The organism is Streptomyces sp. NPDC003016, from assembly GCF_053591455.1.
Window position 1 is genome coordinate 39,552 of record NZ_JBSFTV010000029.1, and the last position, 17,690, is coordinate 57,241.

Below are 17,690 nucleotides of genomic sequence, written 5' to 3' on the forward strand. Positions count from 1 at the left end.
ACGGCCGCCCAGCCGTTACGCTGGACCCGTGGCAGTCGTCGATGTATCCGAAGAGCTCAAGTCCCTCTCCTCGACCATGGGGTCGATCGAGGCCGTCCTGGACCTCGACAGGATGAGGGCCGATATCGCCGTGCTCGAGGAGCAGGCCGCGGCCCCGTCCCTGTGGGACGACCCGGACGCCGCGCAGAAGATCACGAGCAAGCTCTCCCACCTCCAGGCCGAGCTGCGCAAGACCGAGGCCCTCCGCAGCCGGATCGACGATCTCTCGGTGCTCTTCGAGCTCGCCGAGCTCGAGGACGACGCCGACACCCTCGCGGAGGCGGAGTCCGAGCTGATCGCGGTCCGCAAGGCGCTGGACGAGATGGAGGTGCGTACGCTCCTCTCCGGCAAGTACGACGAGCGCGAGGCCCTGGTCAACATCCGCGCCGAGGCCGGTGGCGTCGACGCCTCCGACTTCGCCGAGCGGCTGATGCGGATGTACCTGCGCTGGGCCGAGCGCCACGGGTACGCCACCGAGGTCTACGAGACGTCGTACGCCGAAGAGGCCGGCATCAAGTCGGCGACCTTCGTCGTCAAGGTGCCGTACGCCTACGGAACGCTCTCCGTGGAGCAGGGCACCCACCGCCTCGTCCGCATCTCCCCCTTCGACAACCAGGGCCGCCGCCAGACCTCCTTCGCGGGCGTCGAGGTGCTGCCGGTCGTCGAGAAGACCGACCACATCGAGATCGACGAGTCCGAGCTGCGGGTCGACGTCTACCGTGCGTCCGGTCCCGGCGGCCAGGGCGTCAACACCACGGACTCCGCGGTCCGTCTGACGCACATTCCGACCGGCATCGTCGTCTCCTGTCAGAACGAGCGCTCCCAGATCCAGAACAAGGCGAGCGCTATGAACGTCCTCCAGGCGAAGCTCCTCGAGCGCCGCCGCCAGGAGGAGCAGGCGCTGATGGACTCGCTCAAGGGCGACGGCGGCAACTCCTGGGGCAACCAGATGCGTTCGTACGTCCTGCACCCTTACCAGATGGTCAAGGACCTGCGTACGGAGTTCGAGGTCGGCAACCCGCAGGCGGTTCTCGACGGCGAGATCGACGGTTTCCTGGAAGCCGGAATTCGCTGGCGCAAGCAGCAGGAGAAGTAAAACTCGCTTTGTCGATACGGCAACTGCCGCCCTTGAGGCGGCAGTTGCCTTTTGTGTCACAGTCGCACTCCTGTATGTCAGGCAACTGCCTCTATTTCGGGCATTGCGCACGCAACGACCTTGACGCCCCCTTTAAAAGTGGCAAAGCTGGCGCGCGGCATGCGTATCTCTGGGGCGTGTGTGACCGGGGGGAATTCACAGACCCCCAGTGTCTCTCGCCCTGTGCGCTGCTCCACTGACGAATTCAGCTACTGGGGGTAGCAACCAGATGACCAAGATGACGCGGATCCGCGTTGCGCGCATAGCGGCCGGTGCGGTGATCGCCGCAGGTGCTTCGCTGACTGCCGCGGGGGCCGCTTCGGCCGTCGGGATCGGTGTCGACGTGGCCGGCCTGAGCGCCGACGCCAGTGTTGACCAGGAGGGCCTCGACATCTCCCTCGCGGCCGACCCGGGCACCCCGGCCGATCCGGGCACTCCGGCGGACCCGGGCACCCCGGCGGACCCGGGCACTCCGGCGGACCCGGGCACCCCGGCCGACCCGGGTACTCCGGCGGACCCGGGTACTCCGGGCGACCCGGATGTCCCGTCCGACCCGGGCACTCCGGGCGACCCGGATGTCCCGTCCGACCCGGGCACTCCCGGTGACCCGGACGTTCCGTCCGACCCGGGCACTCCGGGCGACCCGGATGTCCCGTCCGACCCGGGCACTCCCGGTGACCCGGATGTCCCGTCCGACCCGGGCACTCCCGGTGACCCGGACGTTCCGTCCGACCCGGGTGGCAACGGCGGCAACGGCAATGGCGGTAACGGCAACGGTGGCAACGGGAACGGTGGCAACGGGAACGGGGGCAACGGCAACGGCGGTAACGGGAACGGCGGCAACGGCGGCTCCGTGACCGGCGGCAACGGCGGCAGCACCACCGGCGGCTCCGTGACCGGTGGCAACGGTGGCAGCACCACCGGTGGCAACGGTGGCAGCACCACCGGTGGCTCCGTGACCGGCGGCGAAGAAGCCGGCACCACCGCGACCGGTGGCGGTGACGGCGACGCCGGCACCTGCACCCTCGACCTCGACGGTGCCGAGTGCGAGGACAACACCGACACCGACAGCGCCGGCTCCCAGCCGGTGGCACAGGGCAAGGCCAAGGAGGAGCTCGCCGAGACGGGCGCCGCCGAGACCTCGTTCCTGCTGATCGGCGCCGCGACGATGATCGCCGGCGGCATCGGCTTCCGCATGCTGCCGCGCCTGGTCGGTGGCGGCCGCACCACCGCCTGAACCACCTAGGCGTACGAGAAGGGCCCGGAGCGCACTGCGCGCTCCGGGCCCTTCTCCATTGGTCCGTACCCGGCCCTCAGAGGGGCCGTAGAGGCGATTGCGGGCGGCAGGGGCCCTTCCGGGTGCCCCGGGCCGTACGGTCGGGCTCTACGCGGTCCGGTGCGCCACCAGGGCCATCACCGTCACCAGCAGCACCAAGAGCGCCACCAGTGCCGCGGGGCTCAGCCCGCCCAGCGGGCCGCCCCCCTGCTGCATCCTCGCCCTGTTGGCCCGGCAGACCGGGCAGCGGCCCTGGTTCACCGGGGCCGCGCAGTTCGCGCACACCAGTCGGTCATAGGTCATGCGCTTTCCTCCTCCCGCGCGGCGGATCCGCCTGTACGCGTTCTCTCCGCCCAACGCTCAGGGAAACGCGACCGTTCCCCCTTCCACTGTGCCAGCTCCCACGTGTTCCGGCGCGTCCCGCCGGAACACGGCCGCCACGTTCCGCTCAGGACCGGTCACCGGGGCCGCCGGACCGTGAGCGATCCGTGATAAAACGGCCATCGCCGGACGCCGACTGCGCGCGCCCGCCCGCGTCGCGTATGGTCACGCTCACCTACTCCCGGCGACCGTGGTGCACCCGTGATCCGATTCGACAACGTCTCCAAGACCTACCCGAAGCAGAGCCGCCCCGCCCTCAGGGATGTCTCCCTGGAGATCGAGAAGGGCGAATTCGTCTTCCTCGTGGGCTCTTCCGGCTCCGGCAAGTCAACCTTCCTGCGGCTGCTGCTGCGTGAGGAGCGCGCCAGCCACGGCATGGTGCACGTCCTGGGCAAGGACCTCGCGCGCCTGTCCAACTGGAAGGTGCCGCAGATGCGGCGCCAGCTCGGCACCGTCTTCCAGGACTTCCGCCTTCTCCCCAACAAGACCGTCGGGGAGAACGTCGCGTTCGCTCAGGAAGTCATCGGCAAGTCGCGCGGCGAGATCCGCAAGTCCGTACCCCAGGTCCTCGATCTCGTCGGCCTCGGTGGCAAGGAGAGCCGGATGCCCGGCGAACTCTCCGGCGGTGAGCAGCAGCGCGTGGCGATCGCGCGGGCGTTCGTCAACCGCCCGATGCTGCTGATCGCGGACGAGCCGACGGGCAATCTCGACCCGCAGACCTCCGTCGGCATCATGAAGCTGCTGGACCGCATCAACCGCACCGGCACCACTGTGGTGATGGCGACCCACGACCAGCAGATCGTCGACCAGATGCGCAAGCGCGTCATCGAACTTGAGAAGGGCCGCCTCGTGCGCGACCAGTCTCGCGGCGTCTACGGCTACCAGCACTGAAAGGACGCCATGCGCGCCCAGTTCGTCCTGTCGGAGATCGGCGTCGGTCTCCGCCGGAACCTCACCATGACCTTCGCGGTGGTCATCTCCGTCGCTCTCTCCCTCGCCCTCTTCGGCGGGGCCCTGCTCATGCGCGAGCAGGTGAGCACGATGAAGGGCTACTGGTACGACAAGGTCAACGTCTCGATCTACTTCTGCAACAAGAACGACGCGGAGACCGCCGCCACGTGCGACAAGGGCGCGGTCACCGCAGAGCAGAAGAAGCAGGTCAAGGACGACCTCGGCAAGATGGACATCGTCAAGGACGTCCACTACGAGTCGGCCGACCAGGCGTTCAAGCACTACAAGGAGCAGTTCGGGGACACCTCGCTGGCCGACACCATCACCCCGGACCAGATGCAGGAGTCCTACCGGGTCAAGCTCGACGACCCGGAGAAGTACAAGGTGGTCGCGACCGCGTTCGCGGGCCGGGACGGCGTGCACTCCGTCGAGGACCAGCGCGGCATCCTCGACAACCTCTTCGAGCTGATGAACGGCATGAACGTGGCCGCACTCTGCGTGATGGCCCTGATGCTCGTCATCGCGCTGATGCTGATCGTCAACACCGTGCGCGTGTCCGCCTTCAGCCGGCGGCGCGAGACGGGCATCATGCGGCTCGTCGGCGCGTCCAGCTTCTACATCCAGATGCCGTTCATCATGGAGGCCGCGTTCGCGGGCCTGATCGGCGGCGTGCTCGCCTGCGGGATGCTGCTCGTCGGCCGGTACTTCCTGATCGACCACGGCCTGGCGCTGTCCGAAAAGCTCAACCTCGTCAACTTCATCGGCTGGGACGCGGTGCTGGCCAAGCTGCCGCTGGTGCTCGCGATCGCGCTGCTGATGCCCGCGCTCGCCGGGTTCGTGGCGCTGCGCAAGTACCTCAAGGTGTGACATGAGCCCCGGGCGCCGTGCGGTCAACCGACCGTACGGCGCCTTTCGTTTGTCCTAGACTCGGCGCCATGCCAGGTCCGGAAGTCACCCTCCGTCCCCGTGGAATTCGCCGCGGGGCTGCCCTGACACTGGTTTTCGCGGCCGTACTCGCCACTGCCGCAGCCACCGACTGCTGGCAGCGCGACGACGCGAAGTCCCCTTCCCTCCCCGCCCGTTCGGTCGCGGCGACCGCCGACCGCGACGAGGTGGCCGCCGCCGCGGCCCGGGCAATGGCCGACGGCAAGTCCGGCAAGGAGGCGGCCGAAGAGGTCGTCAGCCGCAGCGGGGACCGGTGGGGCACGGTGTACGACCCGGCGGAGTACGAGGAGTTCACGCAGGCACTCGACGGCGAGTACACGGGCGTCGGGCTGTCGGTCGAGCGCGCGCACGGCGGCCGTATCGAGGTGGCCGGGGTGCAGTCCGGCGGCCCCGCCGGGCGGGCCGGAGTCAGGCAGGGCGACCGGCTCCGTACGATCGACGGCCGTCCGGTGGCGAACCGCCCCGTCGCCGAAGTCGTCGGGCTCCTGCGCGGCGACGGCCCGGCGCGGGCGGGCAGTTCCGTCGTCCTCGGCCTGGAGCGCGGTGCGCGCGAGTGGAGCGAGACGCTGCGCCGCGCGCGTCTCACCACCGAGGCCGTCACCGTCGAGCCGCTCGCGGACGGCGGTGCCACGCTGATCAAGGTGGCGTCCTTCACCAAGGGCTCGGGCGAGCGGGTGCGGGACGCGGTCCGCGCCGCGCCCGAGGGCCACGGCGTCCTCCTCGATCTGCGCGGCAACGGCGGCGGGCTCGTCGCCGAGGCCGTCACCGCCGCGTCCGCCTTCCTCGACGGCGGCCTGGTCGCGACGTACGACATGCGCGGCGAGCAGCGCGTGCTCTACGCGGAGCCGGGCGGGGACACCGCCCGACCCGTCGTGGCGCTCGTCGACGGCGGCACCATGAGCGCGGCGGAGCTCGTCACGGGCGCGCTCCAGGACCGTGGCCGCGCGGTGACCGTGGGTTCGCGCACGTTCGGAAAGGGCTCGGTCCAGATGCCGAGCCGGCTGCCCGACGGGTCCGTGGCGGAGCTCACCGTCGGCCATTACCGGACCCCGGCGGGCCACAGCGTCGACGGCCGGGGCATCAACCCGGACCTCGTGGTGAGCGAGCGGGCCGAGGAGCGGGCCCGGACAGTATTGAGTGGCCTCGGGGGAGGATCGTAGTGCGAAAATGGCCGCACTATGGCTAAGGAAAAAGGGCGCAAGATGATCGCGCAGAACAAGAAGGCGCGACACGACTACCTCATCATCGACACCTACGAGGCCGGCATGGTCCTGACCGGCACCGAGGTGAAGTCCCTGCGGCAGGGGCGCGCCTCGCTGGTGGACGGCTTCGTGCAGCTCGACGGGGGCGAGGCGTGGCTGCACAACGTGCACGTACCGGAGTACACGCAGGGGACCTGGACCAACCACTCCGCGCGCCGCAAGCGCAAGCTGCTGCTGAACCGGGCGGAGATCGACAAGCTCGCGAGCAAGTCGCAGGAGACGGGTCACACGATCGTGCCCCTGGCGATGTACTTCAAGGACGGCCGGGCCAAGATCGAGATCGCGCTGGCCAAGGGCAAGAAGGAGTACGACAAGCGGCAGACGCTGCGCGAGAAGCAGGACCTGCGCGAGACGAACCGGGCGATCTCGGCGGTGAAGCGCAGGGAGCGCGGGCGGCTCTGAGGTCCCGCCGGTACGGGCCGGCCGGCCGGGAGGAATGGGCTGGCACGGTCGTGCGTTGTTCACGTACGATGGCACCTGTGCCCCTCGGGGCGCGGTACCACCTTGATAAAAAAACATGGGGATGATCGGTTTCGACAGCGGATGTCGAGGCAGGGGAAGCGAGTCGAGGAAGCGGCAATGATCTCGTTAACCATATGTCGCAACCAATAATCGCCGATTCCAAGCGCGATTCCTTCGCCCTCGCTGCCTAAGTAGCGACTTAGCGAAGTGTCAGCCCGGGGGTGTTCCCGACCCGGATCCTGGCATCATCAAGGGAACTAAACCACTCGGTCCGGTCACGGGATCGGGTGGGAAATCAAACAGTGACTGAGCCCGTCGGAGACTTGTCCGTGTGATCTCCGGGGCCGAGAAAAGCGCAGCGGACTGCACTCGGAGAAGCCCTGTCTCCGCACCGTTGGACGCGGGTTCGATTCCCGCCATCTCCACAATTCCCATGTGAGGCGAAGGCCCCGCCGTCCTTGTGACGGCGGGGCCTTCGTCGTGCTCGGGGCGCGGAACGCTACCTCCTCCTACCGGGGGCGGCGCAGTGCGGCGCAGAGGACCGCGGCCAGGGCCGCGGCCGTGACCGGCGTCAGGTAGGCCGAGGCCGGGGACAGGTGCTCCGCGAGCCGGCCGCCGGTGGCCGAGCCCGCCGCTATGCCGCCCAGGATCGCGGTGACGGCCAGGGTCATGCCCTCGTTCAACTGGCTGTCGGGGAGGACGCGTTGGACCAGGGACATACCGGTGACCATCGTCGGGGCGGTGGCCGCGCCCGCCAGTAGCAGGGTGCCCGCGACGGTGACCAGCGAGCCGGTGGAGGCCGCGAGCAGCGGCAGGGACATCAGGGCCGTCATCGCCACGACGCAGACGAGCAGGCGGCGGTGCGGGTCGGCTGCCGGGCGCGCGGACCCGTACAGCAGACCCGCCACGCACGATCCGGCCGCCTGGAGAGCGAGGACCGGACCCGCGGCCGCGCCGTGGCCCAGGCCGTCGGCGAAGGCGAGAGTGACGATCTCCATGGAGCCGAAGACCACGCCGGTGGCGAAGAAGACGGCCAGCAGGGCGGGGACGCCGGGCAGACGCAGAGGCGAGCGGACGGTCCTGGCGCGGGGGGCGACGGGCGGTTCCGTGGCGCGCTGGGCGGCGAAGATCAGGACACCGGTCATCAGGAGGACCGCGCCGGTCAGGGTGCCGGCCTCGGGGAAGAGCGCCGAGCAGAGGAAGGCGGCGGCGACCGGGCCGAGCATGAAGCACAGCTCGTCGGCGGCCTGTTCGAAGGAGTTCGCGGTGTGCCGGGCCGCCGGGTCGTCGCGGTGCAGGTGGGCCCAGCGGGCGCGGGACATGCCGCCCGTGTTGGGGGTGGTGGCGGTCGCGGCGTACGCGGCGAAGAGCGTCCAGTCGGGTGCGTCGTAACGGACGCAGAGCAGCAGGGCGAGCGAGCCGAGCACGGCGACGGCGGTGGCGGGCACCGCGACGCGGGCCTGGCCGTACCGGTCGACGAGCCGGGCCGTCCAGGGCGCGACGAGTGCGGTGACGCCGAGGCCGACGGCGGTGACCGCGCCCGCCAGGGCGTACGAGCCGCGCGAACCGGCGATCATCATGACCGCGCTCACGCTGAACATGCCCATCGGGAGGCGGGCGAGGAGATTGCCCGCGGTGAAGGCGCGGGCGCCGGGGGTGGCGAGGAGACGGCGGTAGGGGGAGAGGCGGCCGGGTCCGCGGCGGCGCGGTGCGTACGGGCAGTGACCGGGGCGGGGCGCGGCGATCAGTACGTCGCCGGACACGGCCAGGAGAGGGGAAGGGGATTCATGGAGGGGCATGGGCCGATCTTCACGGCGGGCGGCTCCGGCGGTCCAACACCTTCCGGGCGCCGATTCACGCACCTGCGTTGTAAGTTCGCGGCGTGCCCCATGACATCGAACCCCGTCTGCTGCGCGCCTTCGAGGCGGTCGCCGAGGACCTGCACTTCACCCGCGCGGCGGCCAGACTCTACGTGGCCCAGCAGGCGCTGAGCCGTGACATCCGGCGCCTGGAGCGGGAGGTGGGCTCCCAGCTGTTCGTACGGTCCACCCGCCGTGTGTCGCTGACGGCGGACGGCGAGCGGCTCCTGCCCTACGTACGACGTGTGCTGGCGGCGTACGACGAACTGGGCGGGGTCCGGGCGCGCGACGAGCGGCCGCTGGTCGTCGATGTCGGCGCGCCGGTCGGCACCGCCCACCACGTGCTGGAGGAGGCCCGGGCGGCCGCGCCCGACGTCGAGTTCGTCGCGCGCTTCCACAGCGGTCTGACGGGCGCGGCGGCCGCGATCCTCGGCGGCAGGCTGGACGTCTCGTCGGGACGGGTCGCCGGGCTCGACCCGGCGGTGCTCGACCAGCTGGAACACCGGCCGGTGCGCTTCGAGCGGATGGCCGTACTGCTCCGCGAGGACCATCCGCTGGCCGCGCTGGACGAGGTGCCGCTGGACGCGCTCGCGGGGGAGACCCTCTACGCGGGGGCGGGCAATCCGGCCACCGCGGAGTGGACCGATCTGGCGGTACGGCTCTTCGCCGGGCGGGGCATCGAGGTGGCGGCGCCGTTCCCGGAGATCGAGGGCGCCGAGGAGTTCGTCCGGTTCGTCCGCAGGCGGCGCTGGTCAGTGCTGGCGAGCACCGAATTCATTGCGGTGCCCGGCATGGAGCTGCGGCCGATCGTGGAGCCCGTACCGCTGTCGCCCATCTCACTCGTGTGGCGAAAGGGGCTGCGGCACAAGGGTTTCGACGTGCTCGGAAGAACAATCGACGGGCTCGTGGAACGTCACGGCTGGCTGGACCTGCCCGCCGACGGGTGGCTTCCCGGGGCCGACCTGTCCCTGATGCTCGACGACAGGTGACACGACAGCCCGCCTGCCATGGCGTGCGCGCCCCGATCCGTTTCGGGGAGGGAAGCGCTCACAGGAGCGATGACAGCCGGGTGAGAGCAAGGTTGCGCGCCGGTCACCTCAGGGCACGGGCCTGAAATCCGCGGTGCCTAACGTCGCCTCCACGACCCGATCACTCGTGGAGGCACGTCATGGCAGGCCGGTGGATCGAACAGTGGGACCCCGAGGACGACACCTTCTGGAAGCGGACGGGTGAGCGGATCGCCCGCCGCAACCTGCTGTTCTCCGTCATCTCCGAGCACATCGGGTTCTCCATCTGGACCCTGTGGTCCGTCATGGTGCTCTTCATGGGGCCGGAGTACGGCATCGACCCGGCCGGCAAGTTCTTCCTGATCGGCACGGCCACCCTCGTCGGGGCGGTCGCCCGCATTCCCTACACCTTCGCCGTGGCCCGCTTCGGCGGCCGCAACTGGACCGTCTTCAGCGCGCTGATGCTCCTGCTGCCCACGGGCGCGGCGTACGCCGTGATGGAGCCGGGCACCTCGTACACCACCTTCATGGTGGTCGCGGCCCTCACCGGCGTCGGCGGCGGCAACTTCGCCTCCTCCATGACCAACATCAACTCCTTCTTCCCGCTCCGCAAGAAGGGCTGGGCGCTCGGCCTCAACGCGGGCGGCGGCAACATCGGCGTCCCCGTCGTGCAACTGGCCGGCCTGCTGGTCATCGCCGTGGCCGGGGCGGGCCACCCCCGTGTCCTGCTCGGCGCGTACATCCCGCTGATCGTCCTCGCGGCCGTGGGGGCCGCGCTGCGGATGGACAACCTGGCGCCCGTACGCAACGACACCGGGGCGGCGAAGGCGGCCGTCCGCGACCCGCACACCTGGATCATGGCTTTCCTCTACGTCGGGACGTTCGGCTCCTTCATCGGCTACAGCTTCGCGTTCGGCCTGGTCCTCCAGACCCAGTTCGGCCGTACGCCGCTCCAGGCGGCCTCGCTCACCTTCATCGGCCCGCTGCTCGGCTCCCTGATCCGGCCCCTCGGCGGCTCCCTCGCCGACCGCTTCGGCGGCGCCCGCATCACGCTGTGGAACTTCGCCGCGATGGCGGCCGCGACAACCGTCGTCGTCTACGCCTCCACGACCGCGTCGCTCCCCGTCTTCCTCACCGGCTTCACCGCGCTCTTCGTCCTCACCGGCCTCGGCAACGGCTCGACGTACAAGATGATCCCCGCGATCTTCCAGGCGAAGGCGCTGGCGAAGGGCATGGAGGGCGAGGCGGCCGCGGCGTACGGACGGCGGCTCTCGGGGGCCGCCATGGGCCTGATCGGCGCGGTCGGCGCGCTCGGCGGACTGGCGATCAACCTCGCCTTCCGCCAGTCCTTCCAGACGGCGGGAACGGGCACGGCGGCCTTCGCCGCCTTCCTCGCCTTCTACGCCGTGTGCTTCACGGTCACCTGGGCGGTATACCTTCGACGTCCGGTCGCCGCACCGGCGAAGCCGCAGCTCACCTACGCCGAGGTGTGAGCCGCGCGGCTCCGTTAACGGCCGGGAAATACGAAGGAACCGAGCCTGTCACGTGGTGTTGACAGGCTCGGCCCTCCGCACCACCAGCACAGGAGCCGGGTAGTGATGTCCGTGAAGAACACCACGCACGAACCAGAGCACGGCCCGCTCGCGGGCTTCACCGTCGGCGTCACCGCCGCCCGGCGCGCCGACGAGCTGGGCACGCTGCTGACGCGGCGGGGCGCGGCGGTCCTGCACGCCCCCGCCCTGCGGATCGTGCCGCTCGCCGACGACAGCGAACTCCTCACCCTCACCGAACAGCTCGTCGACCACGCGCCCGACGTGGTGATCGCCACCACGGCCATCGGCTTCCGCGGCTGGGTGGAGGCGGCGGACGGCTGGGGCCTGGGCGAGGCCCTCCTGTCCCGTCTCCAGGGCGTCGAACTCCTCGCCCGCGGCCCCAAGGTGAAGGGCGCCATCCGCGCCGCCGGCCTCACCGAGGAGTGGTCGCCCACCTCCGAGTCCATGGCCGAGGTCCTCGACCGCCTCCTCGCCGAAGGCGTGGAGGGCCGCCGCATCGCGATCCAGCTGCACGGCGAACCGCTGCCCGGCTTCGTCGAGGCGCTGCGGGCCGGGGGCGCGGAAGTCGTCGGCGTACCGGTCTACCGCTGGATGCCGCCCGAGGACATCACGCCGCTCGACCGCCTGATCGACGCCACGGTGGGCCACGGCGTGGACGCGCTGGCCTTCACCAGCGCCCCCGCCGTCGCTTCCCTCCTCTCCCGGGCCGAGGAACGCGGCATGCTCCCCGGCCTCCTGGCGGCCCTCGGCCACGACGTGCTGTCGGCCTGCGTGGGCCCGGTGACAGCCCTCCCCCTCCAGGCGCACGGCATCGACACGGTGCAGCCCGAGCGCTTCCGCCTCGGCCCCCTGGTCCAGCTGCTCTGCCGCGAACTCCCGAACCGCACCCGCACCCTGCCGGTCGCGGGCCGCAGCGTCGAGATCCGCGGCCACGCCGTCGTGGTCGACGGCGAGCTGCGCCCCGTGCCGCCCGCGGGCATGTCCCTGCTGCGGGCGCTGGTCCGCCGCCCGGGCTGGGTCGTCTCCCGGGCGGACCTCCTCCGGGCGCTGCCGGGTTCCGGCCGCGACGAACACGCCGTGGAAACGGCGATGGCCCGCCTGCGCACCTCCCTCGGCGCACCCAACCTCATCCAGACGGTGGTCAAGCGCGGCTACCGCCTGGCGCTGGACCCGGCGGCGGACACGAAGTACGCGGACGCGTAACGCCTGCCGCATAAGGGGCGCCCTCGCCCCCCCGCGTCGCCTCCGCGGTGGCGGGAGGGGGCGTGCCGGGGTGCTCCCCGCAGGGTGTCGAACGCGACCACCCCGAAGAAATCCCCGTACCCGGACGTCCGGCGCCCGAGGAGACGCCCCGACGCGCCACCGACCCCTCGCCCCACCCCCGGCGCCCCGCCGCTCCCTCCCCCTCCCGGCCGCGCCTACCGTACGGACATGAGCCCCGCCCCCCGCCCCCTCGCCGACGGCACCGTCCTGCGCCCCGCCACCCCCGACGACGCCCGCCCCCTCGCCGAGGCCCTGGCCCGCAGCCGCGCGTCCATGCGTCCCTGGGAGCCGGACCGCCCGGACGCCTTCTACACCCCCGAGGGCCAGGCCGACCGGCTGTCCGCGCAGCTGGCGGAGGGGCGCACCGTGCCGTGGATCCTCACCGGGGGCGCGGCCGTCATCGGCGGCCTCACCCTCTCCACCATCGTCCTCGGCCCCTTCCGCAGCGCCAACCTCGGCTACTGGACCGACGTCACCCGCACCGGCCGCGGCCTCGCCACCGCCGCCGTCGCCGAAGTGTGCCGCGCGGCCCGCGACGACCTCGGCCTGCACCGCGTCGAGGCCGGCACCGTCCTCACCAACGCCGCATCGCAACGCGTCCTGGCCAAGAACGGCTTCGAGGAGATCGGCATCGCCCCCCACTACCTGCACATCGACGGCGAGTGGCGCGACCACCGGCTCTTCCAGCGCATCCTGCACCGGTAGGAGGGGTTCCGGCCGACCGCGGCCCCGGGCACTCTGGGGGGAGCCCACCGGTGACCCCGAGGCGGTGACAGACGCATGGCGACGAACACGGACACCTGCGGATCGCGGTTCGTTTCCGGCCGGGTCTGCCTGGACCTGGTGGCGACAGGCCCGGACCCCACCGAGCGGCTGAACCACCCGCGGTGCCTCCGGGAGTGGCTGGTGGGCACACGGCTCGTACCCCACGACGCGCCCCTGGAGGCCGTGGACGACGAGTGGCTCCACGGCTTCACCGAAGTACGCGCCCACATCACCGCATTGACCCGCGCGGAGCTGGAGGGCCGCCCCGCCCCCCACGCCCTCGACCGCATCAACACGCTGGCCGCCGCCCCGCCCCCCGCCGTCAGGGCCGTCCGCACCCCGGACGGCGCCTGGGCCAGGGCGCTCGCCGGCGACGCCCCCGAACGCGCGGCCCTGCTCGCCGCCGTCGCCCGCGACGCGGTGGACCTGCTGACCGACCCCGTGGCCCGCGCCCGCCTGCGCGAGTGCGAGGGCGACAGCTGCCGCCGCCTGTACCTGGACACGTCCAGGGGCCGCCGCAGGCGCTGGTGCTCCAGCGCGGTGTGCGGAAACCGGGAACGGGTCGCCCGGCACCGGCGCCGAGCCCTGGCGGCGGCGCGCGCCGAAAGTTTCCCCGGATCACGTTGAGTCGATCGCCGCACGCCTGCGTAGTGAGGGGGGAGAGAGCCACACAGGGTCTCGACCGGGAGGTTCGGGTGCGCGAGGATGCGGCCGTGGCCGATAGCCGTCAGCACAGGGCTCGACATCGCAGCGACCGTCCACGCGCCCAACGGCCGGGCCCCGAAGAGGAGTTGATGCGAGCGCTCTACCACGAGCACGCCGGGCCGCTGCTCGCCTACGTACTGCGCCTCGTCGCCGGCGACCGCCAGCGCGCCGAGGACGTCGTGCAGGAGACGCTCATCCGCGCCTGGAAGAACGCCGGCCGGCTCAACCGGGCCACCGGCTCCGTCCGCCCCTGGCTGGTGACGGTCGCGCGCCGCATCGTCATCGACAACCACCGCAGCCGGCAGGCCCGGCCGCAGGAGGTCGATCCGTCGCCGCTGGAGGTCATGCCCGCGGAGGACGAGATCGACAAGGCGCTGTGGCTGATGACGCTCTCCGACGCGCTCGACGATCTGACCCCCGCCCACCGGGAAGCGCTGGTCGAGACGTACTTCAGAGGGCGTACGGTCAACGAGGCGGCGGAAGTGCTGGGCATACCCAGCGGGACCGTCAGGTCCCGGGTCTTCTACGCACTGCGTTCGATGAAGCTCGCGCTGGAGGAACGAGGGGTGACGGTATGACGACGTACGACCGGCACTCCGGGCACGACGCCGTCGGTGCGTACGTGCTCGGCATCCTGGACGACGCGGACGCCACCGCCTTCGAGGCCCACCTGGCCGGCTGCGACCACTGCGCCGCCCGGCTCGACGACTTCGCGGGCCTGGAGCCGATGATGGCGGCCCTGGCCGAATCCCCGGGCCCGCCGCCGCGGTTGACCGGTCCCAGCCCCCAGCTCCTCGGCCGGCTGACCGACGAGGTCGGGGCGGGCCGCGCGCGGAGCCGCCGCCGCGGGCTCTACCTGGTCGCGGCCGCCGCGGTACTGGCCGTCGGCGGCCCCGCGGTCACCCTCCTGGCCACCTCGGACGGCGACGGCACGGGCGGCAAGGACGGCAGGGGAGGCCCGTCCGGCAACGTCGCGGGAGGGGTCCACCCCACCAGCCCGGCCGAGGACGCCTTCTTCCACCACATGGAGGAGAAGGTCACCGCGACCGACGCCACGACCAAGGTCAGCGCGGCCGTCGGCCTGGAGAAGAAGGGCTGGGGCACCCACACCGTCCTGGAGCTCAAGAACGTCAAGGGCCCGCTGAAGTGCAGCCTGATCGCCGTCTCGAAGGACGGCGCGGAAGAAACGGTGACGACCTGGGCCGTCCCCGCGTGGGGCTACGGCATCCCGGGCAGCACCCACAAGGCGGCGAAGAACCCGCTGTACGTCCACGGCGGCGCGGCGATGAACCGCAGCGAGATCGACCACTTCGAGGTCCGGACCTTCGACGGAAAGCGCCTGGTCGAGGTCGAAGCCTGACAGACCAGCGCAATTCCCCGCTCCTGGCAGGTGCGGTCGCGGCCCCCCGTCGCGTACGGTTGACGGCTGCCCGCAGCACGTCAGAAGGGGGCCTCGGTGGCCGCGCAGGATGCCGCTGTCGATTCCGTGAATTCCGTGTCCGACTCCTCTGTCCAGGAGTCGGCGCGGACACGTGAGATCGGTGTGGAACAGGATCATCTGGATCAGGTGTACCGCCGTCTGGAGGAGAAGATCCACGAGGCGGAATTCCTCATGAACGACGCCGCCCAGCGCGGCCAGGTCGGCACGCCCGGCGCGCTCGCCGAGCGCGACGCGCAGGTCTTCCGCGCCGGAATCCACCTCAACCGGCTCAACAACGAGTTCGAGGACTTCCTCTTCGGACGCATCGACCTGCTCCTGGGCAGGGACGGCGAGAAGGGCCCGGACGGCGCGTACACCTCGGTGGAGCCGGCCGAGGACGCGGTACGCCCCGACCTCACCGCGGAGATCGCCGAGACCCTGCACATCGGGCGCATCGGCGTACTCGACTCCGACTACTCCCCGCTGGTCATCGACTGGCGCGCCCCGGCCGCCGCGCCGTTCTACCGCTCCACGCCCAAGGAGCCGGGCCGCGTCGTACGCCGCCGGGTCATCCGCTCCAAGGGCCGCAAGGTGCTCGGCGTCGAGGACGACCTGATGCGCCCGGAGCTGACCGCCACCCTCGACGGCGCCCCGCTGCCCGTCATCGGCGACGGCGCCCTGATGGCGGCGCTCGGGCAGGCCCGCAGCCACACCATGCGCGACATCGTGTCGTCCATCCAGGCCGAGCAGGACATGGTCATCCGCGCCCCCGCCGCCTCCGTCACGGAGGTCTCCGGCGGTCCCGGCACCGGCAAGACCGCCGTGGCCCTGCACCGCGCCGCGTACCTGCTCTACCAGGACCGGCGGCGGTACGCGGGCGGCATCCTCGTCGTGTCCCCCACGCCCCTGCTCGTCGCGTACACCGAGGGCGTCCTGCCCTCCCTCGGCGAGGAGGGCCAGGTCGCGATCCGCGCGGTGGGCTCGCTGGTCGACGGCGCGGAGGCGTCGACGTACGACGAACCGAACATCGCCCGCATCAAGGGCTCCTCCCGCATGCTCAAGGTGCTGCGCCACGCCGCGCGCGGCGCCCTGGACGCGCCGCCCGCCCCGGCGGCCCCCGCCGAGGACGGCCAGCTGTCCTTCGGCGAGGAGGAGGAGAACGCACCCGGCGAGACCGAGACCCCCACCCGCCTGCGCGTGGTCGCCTTCGGCCAGCGCGTGGAGCTGGACGCCGAAGACCTCAAGCGCATCCGCCACAACGTCCTCAGCGGCACCGCCCCCGTCAACCTGCTGCGCCCCCGCGCCCGCAAGCTCCTCCTGGACGCCCTGTGGTCCAAGTCCAGCGGCCGCGGCAGAGCCGCGTCCTCCTTCGGGGGCGACCAGGAGCTGATCGCCGAGCTCCGCTCCGGCTTCGACGAGGACATCTCCACCGAGACCGACTTCATCGAGTTCCTCGACGCCTGGTGGCCCGAGCTCACCCCCCGCCGGGTGCTCGCCGCCATGGCCGACGACAAGCGCCTGGGCCGCTGGGCCCGCCGCGTGCTGAACCCGCGCGAGACCCGCCAGCTGGCCCGCTCCCTGCGCCGCCTGGACGCGGACGGCAACGGCCCGCTGTCCGTGCACGACGTGGCGCTCCTCGACGAGCTCCAGACGCTGCTCGGCGCCCCGGCCCGTCCCAGGCGCAAGCGCGAGTACGACCCTCTGGACCAGCTCAGCGGCTTGGAGGAGCTGATGCCGCGGCGCGAGGAGACGCAGTGGGAGCGGGCCGAGCGGCTCGCGCAGGAGCGCACGGAGTACGCGCACGTCATCGTCGACGAGGCCCAGGACCTCACGCCCATGCAGTGGCGGATGGTCGGCCGCCGCGGCCGGCACGCCACCTGGACGATCGTCGGCGACGCGGCGCAGTCCTCCTGGACCGACCCGGACGAGGCGGCCGCGGCCCGCGACGAGGCCCTCGGCGCCCGCCCGCGCCGCCGCTTCACGCTCACCGTGAACTACCGCAACCCGGCGGAGATCGCCGCCCTCGCGGCCAAGGTCCTTCAGCGCGCCATGCCCGGCATGGAGTCGCCCGCCGCGGTCCGCTCCACGGGTGTGGAGCCGCGTTTTGTGACAACGGACAATGAGCACAGTGCCGTCGTACGGGACAACGACCTCGCCCGGACCACCCGGGAGGAGGCGCAGCGCCTCCTGGACCGCGTGGACGGCACCGTCGGCGTCGTCGTCGCGATGCACCGGCGCGCGCAGGCCCGCACGTGGCTCGCGCCGCTCGGCGAGCGCGTGGTGGCGCTCGGCAGCCTGGAGGCGAAGGGGCTGGAGTACGACGCGACGGTCGTCGTGGCGCCGGCCGAGATCGCGGAGGAGTCCCCGGCGGGCCTGCGGGTGCTGTACGTGGCGCTGACGCGTGCGACACAGCAGCTCACGGTCGTGTCCGGGGAGCGCGACAAGCCCGGTCCGGACGGGGTCCCCGCACTGCTGGGGGACTGAGCCGAAGTCAACACGCGGCAGGGGAGTCACTTGCCGGGGTGGTTTGTTAGCCTGGGGGTGGCACCGGCTCGATCCAAGCCCCCGGGCCCAACCTTAGTCGCTACGAGCGACCACTTGCCGCGAGGCGAGCATGGCGGGCCGGTGTCACTGAATACGTAGATACATACAAAGAAGAGGTCCGTG

Annotated in this window: 16 protein-coding genes and 1 other RNA gene; 15 read left to right on the plus strand and 2 right to left on the minus strand. The window is 71.6% G+C overall.

What is annotated here, in order from left to right; translation table 11 throughout:
* Positions 1-28: 28 nt before the first annotated feature.
* Positions 29-1,135 carry a peptide chain release factor 2 gene (gene prfB / locus ACWDZ4_RS23950; RefSeq protein WP_451510438.1) on the plus strand — a complete coding sequence of 369 codons (1,107 nt, stop codon included), beginning with the start codon at positions 29-31 and terminating at the stop codon, positions 1,133-1,135.
* Between the two features lie 268 nt (positions 1,136-1,403).
* Positions 1,404-2,411: a hypothetical protein gene (locus tag ACWDZ4_RS23955; RefSeq protein ID WP_451510439.1), complete on the plus strand. Its 1,008-nt coding sequence runs from the start codon at positions 1,404-1,406 to the stop codon at positions 2,409-2,411.
* Positions 2,412-2,558: 147 nt separating this feature from the next.
* Here ACWDZ4_RS23955 and ACWDZ4_RS23960 read toward each other — a convergent pair whose 3' ends face one another.
* Positions 2,559-2,753 carry a hypothetical protein gene (locus ACWDZ4_RS23960; protein WP_451510440.1) on the minus strand — a complete coding sequence of 65 codons (195 nt, stop codon included), beginning with the start codon at positions 2,751-2,753 and terminating at the stop codon, positions 2,559-2,561.
* Between the two features lie 279 nt (positions 2,754-3,032).
* Between ACWDZ4_RS23960 and ftsE the strand changes: the two genes are divergently transcribed.
* The 5 genes from ftsE (at position 3,033) to ssrA (ending at position 6,879) form a co-directional block, all read left to right on the plus strand.
* Complete coding sequence (gene ftsE, locus ACWDZ4_RS23965; RefSeq protein WP_451510441.1) at positions 3,033-3,722, plus strand: cell division ATP-binding protein FtsE; 690 nt, start codon at positions 3,033-3,035, stop codon at positions 3,720-3,722.
* A gap of 9 nt (positions 3,723-3,731) precedes the next feature.
* On the plus strand, positions 3,732-4,649 hold the full coding sequence (ftsX, locus tag ACWDZ4_RS23970; RefSeq protein ID WP_344497758.1) for a permease-like cell division protein FtsX: 918 nt from the start codon (positions 3,732-3,734) through the stop codon (positions 4,647-4,649).
* Between the two features lie 68 nt (positions 4,650-4,717).
* Positions 4,718-5,887: a S41 family peptidase gene (locus tag ACWDZ4_RS23975; protein ID WP_451510442.1), complete on the plus strand. Its 1,170-nt coding sequence runs from the start codon at positions 4,718-4,720 to the stop codon at positions 5,885-5,887.
* Between the two features lie 18 nt (positions 5,888-5,905).
* Positions 5,906-6,391, plus strand: a complete 486-nt coding sequence (gene smpB, locus ACWDZ4_RS23980; protein WP_093800617.1) for an SsrA-binding protein SmpB — start codon at positions 5,906-5,908, stop codon at positions 6,389-6,391.
* A 117-nt stretch (positions 6,392-6,508) separates the two neighbouring features.
* Positions 6,509-6,879, plus strand: a transfer-messenger RNA (tmRNA) gene (ssrA, locus tag ACWDZ4_RS23985).
* A gap of 81 nt (positions 6,880-6,960) precedes the next feature.
* Here the strand turns inward: ssrA and ACWDZ4_RS23990 are convergent.
* Positions 6,961-8,250 carry an MFS transporter gene (locus tag ACWDZ4_RS23990; RefSeq protein WP_451510443.1) on the minus strand — a complete coding sequence of 430 codons (1,290 nt, stop codon included), beginning with the start codon at positions 8,248-8,250 and terminating at the stop codon, positions 6,961-6,963.
* Positions 8,251-8,333: 83 nt separating this feature from the next.
* Between ACWDZ4_RS23990 and ACWDZ4_RS23995 the strand changes: the two genes are divergently transcribed.
* The 8 genes from ACWDZ4_RS23995 (at position 8,334) to ACWDZ4_RS24030 (ending at position 17,507) form a co-directional block, all read left to right on the plus strand.
* Positions 8,334-9,299: a LysR family transcriptional regulator gene (locus ACWDZ4_RS23995; protein WP_451510444.1), complete on the plus strand. Its 966-nt coding sequence runs from the start codon at positions 8,334-8,336 to the stop codon at positions 9,297-9,299.
* Positions 9,300-9,478: 179 nt separating this feature from the next.
* Positions 9,479-10,810: an MFS transporter gene (locus ACWDZ4_RS24000; protein ID WP_451510445.1), complete on the plus strand. Its 1,332-nt coding sequence runs from the start codon at positions 9,479-9,481 to the stop codon at positions 10,808-10,810.
* A 105-nt stretch (positions 10,811-10,915) separates the two neighbouring features.
* Positions 10,916-12,073, plus strand: coding sequence for a uroporphyrinogen-III synthase (locus tag ACWDZ4_RS24005; RefSeq protein ID WP_451510446.1), 1,158 nt, complete (start codon positions 10,916-10,918; stop codon positions 12,071-12,073).
* Between the two features lie 228 nt (positions 12,074-12,301).
* Positions 12,302-12,838: a GNAT family N-acetyltransferase gene (locus ACWDZ4_RS24010; protein WP_451510447.1), complete on the plus strand. Its 537-nt coding sequence runs from the start codon at positions 12,302-12,304 to the stop codon at positions 12,836-12,838.
* 75 nt (positions 12,839-12,913) lie between these two features.
* Positions 12,914-13,525: a CGNR zinc finger domain-containing protein gene (locus ACWDZ4_RS24015; RefSeq protein WP_451510448.1), complete on the plus strand. Its 612-nt coding sequence runs from the start codon at positions 12,914-12,916 to the stop codon at positions 13,523-13,525.
* A 68-nt stretch (positions 13,526-13,593) separates the two neighbouring features.
* Positions 13,594-14,181 carry a sigma-70 family RNA polymerase sigma factor gene (locus ACWDZ4_RS24020; protein ID WP_451510449.1) on the plus strand — a complete coding sequence of 196 codons (588 nt, stop codon included), beginning with the start codon at positions 13,594-13,596 and terminating at the stop codon, positions 14,179-14,181.
* Positions 14,178-14,963 carry an anti-sigma factor family protein gene (locus ACWDZ4_RS24025; RefSeq protein WP_451510450.1) on the plus strand — a complete coding sequence of 262 codons (786 nt, stop codon included), beginning with the start codon at positions 14,178-14,180 and terminating at the stop codon, positions 14,961-14,963. Before ACWDZ4_RS24020 ends, ACWDZ4_RS24025 begins: the two co-directional genes overlap by 4 nt.
* A 96-nt stretch (positions 14,964-15,059) precedes the next feature.
* Positions 15,060-17,507, plus strand: a complete 2,448-nt coding sequence (locus ACWDZ4_RS24030) for a HelD family protein (RefSeq protein ID WP_451510451.1) — start codon at positions 15,060-15,062, stop codon at positions 17,505-17,507.
* Positions 17,508-17,690 lie beyond the last annotated feature (183 nt).